Source organism: Streptomyces triticisoli (genome assembly GCF_003270085.1).
Lineage (GTDB): Bacteria > Actinomycetota > Actinomycetes > Streptomycetales > Streptomycetaceae > Streptomyces > Streptomyces triticisoli.
In genome coordinates, this window is record NZ_QFDQ01000238.1 from 1 (window position 1) to 10264 (window position 10264).

Here is a 10264-nt window from a genome sequence, read left to right on the forward strand (position 1 = left end):
CCGGCGCGGGCCGGGCCGGGCCGGGCGCCAGGGCGGGCGCGGTGGGCCGGGCTCGGAGCCGGGCTCGTGCGTCAGGTCAGTGCGGCCTGGTACAGCGACACGCAGGCGCTGGTGACCAGCACCCCCAGGACGATCTTCTTGAAGCGCGCCGCGTCCGTACGGGCGAAGACGCGGTCCCCGGACCACCAGCCCACCAGCAGGCCGGGGAGCCCCGCGCCGGCCAGCAGCAGCGTGTCCGCAGTCAGCCGGCCGACGGCGAGGAATCCCGCGAGGGCCAGGACGTTCTGGACGCAGAACGTGGCCTGGAGCGTCGCCCGGAACTCGCGGGGCGCCAGTCCCATGGCCTGGAAGGCGGCGACCAGTGGCGGCCCGTTCATCCCGGTCGAGGTCAGCAGTGCCCCGCTGGCGACACCCGAGGCGACCGTGGGGCCCGTCCCGCGCCGGAAGGTCATGCCACGGCCGATCAGGACGGCGAACACCAGCACCGCGCAGGCGATGAGGACGGACAGCGAACCCGCGCTCAGCACCGTCACCGCGAGCAGTCCGAGTGGCATGCCCAGGAGTCCCGCGCCGCTCACCAGGCTCGCGGTGCGCACATTGACGTGGTGCCGCTGGTGGACGCAGACCGTCAGCGAGAGCACCAGGCCCAGCGAGGTGACCACGACGACGGCGTTCTGGGGGCCGGTCAGCAGGGCCAGCAGTGGCACGGCCACCAGCGCGAACCCGAAGCCGCTCAGCGCCTGCGCGAACGACGCCAGTGCGATGATCAGCGCCACCTGGGTGATCAGGGTCGTCGTCACGTACATCCTCTTCGGCCCACTACCGCCGGGGTGGCCCGCCCGCCCCCGTACCTCCCGCGCACACTAACGGGCGGGCGAACGCCGACCCCCCGGGGGGTGTCCCCCGACCACAGGTCCTAGCCCTGCCCCTGCCCCTGGTCCTGGCCCCGCCCCTGCTCCTGCTCCTGGCCCTGCCGCCCCCGGAGCTGGGCCTGGGCCTTGCCCGGGGCGAGCCTGCTGTGGGTGCGGCCGTAGAGGAAGTAGACCGCCAGGCCGATCGCCATCCAGATGCCGAAGCGGACCCACGTCTCGGTGGGCAGGGGGCGGGTCCTGCGGAGGATGATCACGCTGATCGCGACGATGACGAAGGCGAACAGCGTGCCGATGTTCACCAGCTCGGCCAGGACCCTCAGACTGGTGAAGCCCGCGACGATCGCGATGACCACCCCGAGCAGGATGGTCGGCCGGTACGGGGTGCGGAAGCGCGGGTGGGTGTGCGAGAAGAACCGGGGCAGCAGCCCGTCCCGGCTCATCGCGAAGAACACCCGGGCCTGGCCGAGCAGCAGGATCATGCACACCGTGGTCAGGCCGATCGCCGCGCCGAAGCTGATCAGTCCCGCGTACCACGGGTGCCCGGTGGACTTGAACGCGTCGGCGAGCGGCGCGTCCACGGACAGCCTGCTGTACTTCTGCATGCCGGTGACGACGATCGACACGCCGACGTACAGCGCGGTGCAGATGATCAGCGAGCCGAGGATGCCGCGCGGCACGTCGCGCTGCGGGTTGCGGGTCTCCTCGGCGGCGGTGGCCACGACGTCGAAGCCGATGAAGGCGAAGAAGACGACGGAGGCGGCGGTGAAGATGCCCATCACGCCGAAGTTGGACGGCGCCCAGCCGGCCATCAGCTCGATGAGGGGCGCCTTGAGCGTGCCGCCCGCCGTGACCGGCTGGGCCTTCGGGATGAACGGCTCGTAGTTGCTGCCCTTGACGAAGAACGCGCCCGCGATGATCACGACGAGCACGACGGCCACCTTGATGGCGACGACGACCGAGGTGACCCGCGCGGAGAGTTTCATGCCGAGGACGAGGATGGCGGTGAGGACCAGTACGAGGAGGGCGGCGAGGATGTCGAAGCCGAAGCCGGTCGCGGCGTCCCTGCCTGCGAGGTAGGCGGGCAGGTGCCAGCCCGCGTTGTCGAGCAGCGAGTGGATGTAGCCGGACCAGCCGACGGAGACCACCGCCGTGCCGAGCGCGAGTTCCAGCACCAGGTCCCAGCCGATGATCCAGGCGGGCAGCTCGCCCAGGGAGGCGTAGGAGAAGGTGTAGGCGGACCCGGCCACCGGGACCGTGGAGGCGAACTCCGCGTAGCAGAGCGCGGCGAGCGCGCAGACCACCCCGGCCACGACGAAGGACAGGGACACGGCGGGGCCGGCGTGGTCCTTCGCGGCCGCGCCGGTGAGGACGAAGATTCCGGTGCCGATGATGACACCGATGCCGAAGACGGTCAGGTCGAGGGCGGACAGGGACTTCCGCAGCGCGTGTTCCGGTTCCTCGGTGTCCTGGATCGACTGCTCCACGTTCTTCGTCCTGAGGAGCGTGGTACTCACGGGCCTACCTCCCCTGCTGGGCATCCTCGACATGGCCGAGGGGGCTGGGGACGCGTATGCCCCTGCACTGGCAGGTTCACGCAGCCGGGCCGGTTCCGCCACCTGTGGGAGGTGGCGGAACCGGCCCGATCGGTCCGGGGGCGCCGAGCCGGATGGTTCTAGTCGCGCGCGGACTGCACCGAGTCGGCCTCGGCGGCGGGGCGCTCGGCGGGGGTCTCCCCGTTCGAGCGGAGCCGGGAGTGGGGGAGGCCGTCCAGCCTGGAGACCAGCCCCGTGACCTGGCGGGCGATGTCCGGCGCGGTCAGGCCGATCTCCGCGAGCACCTCGGCGCGGGAGGCGTGGTCGAGGAAGCGCGGCGGAATGCCGAAGTCGCGCAGCGGTACGTCGACGCCGGCGTCCCGCAGGGTCTGGGCGATGGCCGAGCCGACTCCGCCGACGCGGGAGTTGTCCTCGACGGTGACGACCACGCGGTGCCGCTCGGCGAGCGGGGCCATGGCCTCGTCGACCGGCTTGACCCAGCGCGGGTCGACGACGGTGGTGGAGATGCCCTGCTTGTCGAGGAGCGAGGCCACCTCCAGGCACATCGGGGCGAGGGCGCCGACGGAGACCAGCAGGACGTCCGGGGTGTCGGTGCCGGGCTCGCGCAGTACGTCCATGCCGCCGACGCGGCCCACGGCGGGTACGGCGGGGCCGACGGCGCCCTTGGAGAAGCGGACCACGGTCGGGGCGTCGTCGACCTCGACGGCCTCGCGCAGCTGGGCGCGGACCTGGTCGGCGTCGCGCGGGGCGGCCAGGCGCAGGCCGGGGACGACCTGGAGGATCGACATGTCCCACATGCCGTTGTGGGAGGCGCCGTCGGTGCCGGTGATGCCGGCCCGGTCCAGGACGAAGGTGACGCCGCACTTGTGCAGGGCCACGTCCATCAGCACCTGGTCGAAGGCGCGGTTGAGGAAGGTGGCGTAGACGGCGAAGACGGGGTGCACGCCGGCGTGGGCGAGGCCGGCCGCGGAGACGGCGCCGTGCTGCTCGGCGATGCCGACGTCGTAGACCCGGTCGGGGAAGGCCTTGGCGAACTTGTCCAGGCCGACCGGCTGGAGCATGGCCGCGGTGATGGCGACGATGTCCTTGCGCTCCTTGCCGAGCCGGACCATCTCGTCGCCGAAGACACTGGTCCAGTCGGCGCCGGAGGTGGCGATCGGCAGGCCCGTGTCGGGGTGGATCTTGCCGACGGCGTGGAAGCGGTCGGCCTCGTCCTGCAGGGCGGGCTGGTAGCCGCGGCCCTTCTCGGTGAGGCAGTGCACGATGACCGGGCCGCCGAACCGCTTGGCGCGGGACAGCGCCGACTCCAGCGCCTCGATGTCGTGGCCGTCGATGGGGCCGACGTACTTCAGGCCCAGGTCCTCGAACATGCCCTGCGGGGCGATGAAGTCCTTCAGGCCCTTCTTGGCGCCGTGCAGCGTGTCGTACAGCGGCCTGCCGACGACCGGGGTGCGTTCCAGGACCTCGCGGGTGCGGGCCAGGAAGCGCTCGTAGCCGTCGGTGGTGCGCAGGGTGGCGAGGTGGTTGGCCAGGCCGCCGATGGTCGGGGCGTAGGAGCGCTCGTTGTCGTTGACGACGATGACGAGGGGGCGGTCCTTGGCGTCGGCGATGTTGTTCAGCGCCTCCCAGGCCATGCCGCCGGTCAGCGCGCCGTCGCCGATGACCGCGACGACGTGGCTGTCCCGCTCCAGCAGCTGGTTGGCCTTGGCGATGCCGTCGGCCCAGCCCAGCACGGTGGAGGCGTGGCTGTTCTCGATGACGTCGTGCTCGGACTCGGCCTGCGAGGGGTAGCCGGACAGGCCGCCCTTCATCTTCAGCTTGGAGAAGTCCTGGCGGCCGGTGAGCAGTTTGTGCACGTAGGACTGGTGGCCGGTGTCCCACAGCACCTTGTCCCGAGGTGAGTCGAAGACGCGGTGCAGGGCGATGGTCAGCTCCACCACACCGAGGTTGGGGCCGAGGTGGCCGCCGGTCCTGGAGACCTCGGTGACGAGGAAGGTCCGGATCTCCTCCGCCAGCCGGTCCAGCTCCTCCAAGCTGAGCCGGTCCAGATCGCGCGGTCCCCTGATGCGGGTCAGCAGCGGCACCCGTGCCTCCTTGCAGTAGAGCTGATCGAGCTGTTGCCGGGCGGGTCGAGTCTAATGTTCCGTCCGGGCGGCCGGTGCCCGGGCGGGGGGTCGTGCGTCACGCGAACGGCCGTACCCCGGACAGGCCGTGTCATGACACGGCTGTGCCCGGCACCTCCGCGGGTGCCGGGCACGGCCTTGGGTGAGCCGCTTCGCTACGCGCGGCCCGCCGTCTTCTGGGTCTTGCGGGTGACCGCGTCGATGATGACGGTCGCCAGCAGGACGCCACCGGTGATCATGTACTGGACCGGGGCGGCGATGCCCTCCAGGGCGAGGCCGTACTGGATCGAGACGATCACCAGCACACCGAGGAGCGCGTTCCAGGTGCGGCCACGGCCGCCGAACAGGGACGTACCGCCGATCACGGCCGCGGCGATGACGTTCATCAGGAACTCACCGGTACCCGCGCCCTGGTTGGCGGCGGCGATCTTCGAGGCGACGAAGAGGCCGCCGATCGCCGCGAAGGTGCCGGCGATCGCGAAGACCGAGATCCGGACCAGTTCCACGTTGATGCCGGCACGCCGGGAGGCCTCGACGCTGCCGCCGAGCGCGAACACCTTGCGCCCGTACGCCGTGCGGCGCAGCACGAAGTCGGTGAGCACCAGCACCGCGAGGAAGAGCACCACGGCGAGGGGCAGGCCCTTGTACTGGTTGTAGACGATCGCCACGGCGAAGGAGACGACGGCCAGCAGCACGGTACGCAGCACGAGGTCGCTGAGCGGGCGGGAGGGGATCCCGGCGGCTTCCCGGCGGCGGTTGCCCAGGAAGCCGGTCAGGAAGTACGCGGCGACGGCCACGACGGCGAGGCCGTAGGCGGCGGCGACGTCACTGAAGTAGTAGCTGGTGAGCTTGGTGACGATGCCGTCGTTGAGGTTGATGGTGCCGTTGTCGCCGAGGATCTGGAGCATGAAGCCCTGCCAGAACAGCAGGCCGGCCAGCGTCACGGCGAAGGCGGGCACGCCGATGCGGGCGAAGACGAAGCCGTGGATGGCGCCGGCCGCCGTGCCGGTGAGGACGGCCAGCACCAGGGCCAGCACCTCGTTCATCCCGTTCGTGATGTTCAGCACCGCGAAGGTGGCGCCCGCGACACCGGAGACCGAGCCGACCGACAGGTCGATCTCGCCGAGCAGCAGGACGAACACGATGCCGATGGCGATCATGCCCGTGCCGACCATGGCGACGGAGATGTCGGAGAGGTTGCCCGCGGTGAGGAAGTTGGAGTTCAGACTCTGGAAGATGATCCAGATGATCACCAGACCGATGACGACCGGGAGGGAACCCAGGTCACCGGCCTTTATCTTGCGCTTGAACTCGGTGATGTAGCCCGCGAAGCCCTGCTCGCGCACCAGCAGCCGGGGGTCCACCGCGGTCGCCGCGCCGGCGGCCGCCTCGGGGTTCTCCACGGTCTGGCCCTCGGGGGGCGTGGAGGTCTTGTCGATGCTCACTTCTTTATCTCCCCATTGGTGCGCGCCGCACGACGGGTCACGGCGTTGTCCGTGGCGCCGGTGATGGCGGAGATGATCTCTTCCTGCGAGGTCGACCTGACCTCGAAGACGCCGTTGTTGCGTCCCAGACGCAGGACGGCCACCTTGTCGGCGACGGCCTTGACGTCGGCCATGTTGTGGCTGATGAGGATCACGGCGTGACCGCGCTCGCGCAGCCGCTCGACCAGGTCGAGGACCTGCGCGGTCTGCTCGACGCCGAGGGCGGCGGTGGGCTCGTCGAGGATGACCAGCTTGGGCTCGCCGAGCATGGAGCGGGCGATGGCCACGACCTGGCGCTGACCGCCGGAGAGCGAGGCGATCGGGATGCGGACGCTGGGGATGCGGATGGACAGCGTGTCCAGCAGCTCGCGGGAGCGGCGCTCCATCTCCACCTCGTCCAGGACACCGCGCCTGCGGATCTCCCGGCCCAGGAAGAGGTTGCCGACGACGTCGATGTTGTCGCACAGCGCGAGGTCCTGGTACACCGTCGCGATGCCCAGGTTCTGGGCGTCGTTCGGCTTGTTGACCTGGACGGCCTTGCCTTCCCACTCGATGACGCCCTCATCGATGGGGTGCACGCCGGCGATCGTCTTGACCAGCGTGGACTTTCCGGCGCCGTTGTCGCCCACCAGGGCGACCACCTCACCGGCGTGGACCTCAAGCTCTACGTCGGTGAGCGCCTGAACGGCACCGAACCGCTTGGAGACCCCGCGCAACGCCAACACGGGCGTAGCGGACACGTGAACCATCTCCTTCGCCGCCTGACCCGGCGGAAGGTTGTGCAGAAGATTGGGGGGTGTTCCGTCCGGCGCCCCGCACGAGCTTGCGGGGCTTTGGATACGCGGGGCGCCGGACGGAGCTTTGGAAGCGCGCCCCGCCGAGGGAGCTCAGGAGCGAACTCCCCCGGCGGGAAAGGCGCTTGCGTCGCTTACTTCAGACCGATCTTGTCGCAGGCCTTCTTGTACTGGGCCGTGCAGATCTCATCGACGGTGTAGACGCCGTCCTTGACGACGGTGTCCTGGATGTTGTCCTGGGTCAGCGAGGTCACCTCGACCAGGATCGAGGGGACGCCCTTGGTGGTGGGGCTGTCGACCTTGTCCTTGGCGATCGAGTCCAGCGACTTGCCCTGGGCGAGCGCGACGGCCATCTCGGCGGCGGCGTCGGCCTCGGGGGCGTACGGCTTGTAGACGCTCATGTACTGCTCACCGGCGACGATGCGCTGCACACCCGCGAGCTCGGCGTCCTGGCCGGTCACCGGGACCTTGATGCCGGCGGCCTTGAGGGCGGTGATGATGCCGCCGGCCATGCCGTCGTTGGCGGAGTAGACGCCGACGATGTTCTTCTTGCCGAGGGCGGAGATGGCGCCCTCCATGTTGGAGTTGGCGTTCTCCGGCTTCCACTCCTTGGTGTCGTACTCCTTGCCGATGTCCACCTTGCCGTCCAGCACCTCGTGGGCGCCCTGCTTGAACTGCGCGGCGTTCGGGTCGGTGGAGGAGCCGTTCATCATGACGATCTTGCCGGACTTGGCCTTGTCGCCCAGCGCCTCCAGCAGCGCCTCGCCCTGGGTCTTGCCGACGGTCACGTTGTCGAACGAGGTGTAGGCGTCGATCGGGCCCTGCGCCAGCCGGTCGTAGGCGACGACCGGGATGCCGGCGTCCTTGGCCTTCTGCACCGAGCTCTTGATGGCCGCGGCGTCCACCGCGTCCAGGATCAGCACGTCCACCTTGTTGGTGATCATCGTGTCGACCTGCTGGCTCTGCAGGCTGGCGTCCTGCTTGGCGTTGGCGTAGACGACCTTGCCCTTGTTGTTCGTCAGCTCCGCGACCTTCTTCTCGATCAGCGGGCGGTCGAACTTCTCGTAACGGGCGGTCTGGTTCTCCGGCAGGAGCAGGCCGACCTTGATGTCGTCGCCCTTCTTCTCGCTGCCGGACGACTTCGAGGAGCCACCGTCGGACTCCTTGGCGCTGCCACAGGCAGCGAGCGAGACGGCCATGGCACCAGCGGCAACGACGACAGCCGCGCGACGCATACGCGTGTTCACTTCTTAAACCCTCCCTGACGAGGCCGCGTCGTTGCGGCCGAGGTGGCTGGAAGTCAACTCGGCCGCGCGTGCGACGTCAAGAAGTAAATACTTAACGAGATGGCAACGGTGCCATGCGTTCTCTAAGTGAAGACAGGCGTCGCCAGGTGCAGGGTCCCGTCCAACAGGGTCGAATCGCCCATTTCGCTGAGCGCCAGGGCGAGCGCCCCGAGGACCTCCGCACGGCTCCCGAGGGTCCCTGGAAGCACGGAGAGACGGCGGGCGGCACTGGGGATGGCGTAGCGGGCGACGGACTCCCTGATCGGTGCCAGGACCAGCTCACCGGCCTCCGCGAGGTCGCCGCCGAGGACGACCCGGCTGGGATTGAGCAGGTTGCAGAGGGTGGCGACCCCAGTGCCGACGTGCCGGCCGACGTCGGTGATCACCCGCCGGCAGCCCGGGTCCCCGTCCCGCGCCAGCCGTACGACGCCCTCCAGGGTCAGGTCGGTGCCGTGGCTGGGCTGGAGCAGCGGGAGCACGTACCGGGCGGCGGCGAAGGTCTCCAGGCAGCCCCGGTTCCCGCAGCGGCAGACCGGGCCGGACTCGTCGAGCGTGATGTGACCGATCTCACCCGCGGTGCCGCCCGGGCCGCGGTAGATCTTGCCGTCGATCACCAGGCCGGCGCCCACACCGCTGGCGATCTTGATGTACGCCAGGTCGCTCACGCCCCGGCCGCTGCCCCAGACCAGCTCGCCCAGGGCCCCGAGGTTGGCGTCGTTGTCCACGTGCACCGGCACGCCGAGGCGCCCCCGCAGCTCCTCGGCGGGCTTGACGCCCGTCCAGCCCGGCAGGATCGCCGTGGAGCCCAGGGTGCCGGACTCGACGTCGATCGGGCCGGGTACGCCGACGCCCATGCCGGCGATCTTGGTACGGTCGATGCCCGTTGCCTCGATCAGGCGGTTGACCAGCCCTTCCGCCCGGTCGAAGCCCTGGGTCGAGGATGCGTCCACGTCCAGCGGCTCGGACTCCTCGGCGAGCACCTGGTGGGCGAGGTTGCCGATCGCGACCCGCAGGTGCGTGTGCCCGAAGTCGATGCCGATCACGATGCCGGCGTCCCCGCTCAGGGACACGCTGCGGGCCCGGCGGCCGCCCGCGGACGTGGGTGTGACCTGGACCGTCCCCCCGTCCTTGAGCTCGCGCACGATGTTGGAGACGGTCGCCGCGGACAGACCCGTGGTCCTCGCGATTTCCGCCTGCGTGAGCGAGCCCGCCAGCCGCACGGCACGTACGACCCGCTCCAGGTTGGCTCGGTGCAGCGATGACTGCGACCCTGGAGTCTCCACGACGACCTCCTGAGCGCGGGGCCGCTCCGATGAGGCCCCGACTATGTCCAACTAGTGAACTCTAAGCTGAGCTGTTCGGGTTGCCTCCCGTCAAGAGGTTGAACCGTTATACGGCCCCTTGGACATGCCGACGAAGGCGTGGTAATGCCGCGTGGTACGGCTGCCGCCGGGGCGGGGACAGCCAGTCGTACGTGTGCCGGGTGGGCACGCGCGTCCAAGCCCGGAACATCCCGGAATGGTGCCCGCCGCACAGGACGTCCGGGCGTCCGACCTCGCCCGCGCCCGCGGGGCGACGACGCCGCGACCTGGGACGGAGGCGGCACCGAGGCCGTGCACGGGGATCTGCGGCAGCCGACGCCGAGCCGCCCCCGCGGGCCTGGGAGCCCTGGAGGGCGACACGAGGGCGCGCGGACCCGTGACCCGTGAGGGCACGGCGCGCAACCCCGGGGCCGTGCCCCGCGGCCAAGCCCTCCCCCGCTCCCACAAGCCCCCCGTCCGGGTGCGCGCCCCCGTACGCCCCGGGCCCGGGGCGTACGGGGGCGAGGCCGAGACCAGGCCCGGAGTCGCGGCCGGGACCGAGGCCGGGACCGGGGTCGGGAGCCCTTGGTGTTTGGGTATTGCGCTCAGGGCCGTGGCCGGGGCCCTGAGCGCCGTGGTGCACAGGCGTGTGAGCTCGTGGTGCCTGGTCCGTGAGCGCGGGGGCCTGGGCCCGAGGTCCACGGCCCACGGCCCGCGGCAGGGGCACGCGGTCTGCGGTACGTGGACCTCGGACCGGGGCGTATGCGGCGTCTGGTGCACGGGTGGGGGGGCCGAGGGCCGAGGGCCGGTGGGCCCGGGGGGCGCAGCCCGGGGCGAGTGGCCCGAGGCCC

General features: G+C 70.6%; 7 protein-coding genes. All 7 read right to left on the reverse strand.

The annotated features are described in order from the left end of the window. Positions 1-71 precede the first annotated feature (71 nt). Complete coding sequence (locus DEP02_RS28415) at positions 72-800, reverse strand: sulfite exporter TauE/SafE family protein (RefSeq protein WP_157977566.1); 729 nt, start codon at positions 798-800, stop codon at positions 72-74. 116 nt (positions 801-916) lie between these two features. Beyond that, the gene (locus DEP02_RS28420) at positions 917-2386 is read right to left on the reverse strand and encodes an amino acid permease (protein WP_112470539.1); all 1470 of its coding nucleotides are present in this window, start codon (positions 2384-2386) and stop codon (positions 917-919) included. Positions 2387-2544: 158 nt separating this feature from the next. Then, positions 2545-4509, reverse strand: coding sequence for a 1-deoxy-D-xylulose-5-phosphate synthase (dxs, locus tag DEP02_RS28425; protein ID WP_112470540.1), 1965 nt, complete (start codon positions 4507-4509; stop codon positions 2545-2547). Between the two features lie 194 nt (positions 4510-4703). Next, on the reverse strand, positions 4704-5993 hold the full coding sequence (locus DEP02_RS28430; protein WP_112470541.1) for a sugar ABC transporter permease: 1290 nt from the start codon (positions 5991-5993) through the stop codon (positions 4704-4706). Next, entirely contained in the window at positions 5990-6781 is a 792-nt protein-coding gene (locus tag DEP02_RS28435) for an ATP-binding cassette domain-containing protein (RefSeq protein WP_112470542.1), read from the reverse strand. The genes DEP02_RS28430 and DEP02_RS28435 overlap by 4 nt, the downstream gene beginning before the upstream one ends. A 179-nt stretch (positions 6782-6960) precedes the next feature. Continuing rightward, positions 6961-8061: a substrate-binding domain-containing protein gene (locus DEP02_RS28440; protein WP_198668633.1), complete on the reverse strand. Its 1101-nt coding sequence runs from the start codon at positions 8059-8061 to the stop codon at positions 6961-6963. Positions 8062-8195: 134 nt separating this feature from the next. Beyond that, a complete protein-coding gene (locus tag DEP02_RS28445) occupies positions 8196-9395 on the reverse strand; it encodes an ROK family transcriptional regulator (protein ID WP_112470544.1) in 1200 nt (399 codons plus the stop codon). Positions 9396-10264: the final 869 nt, after the last annotated feature.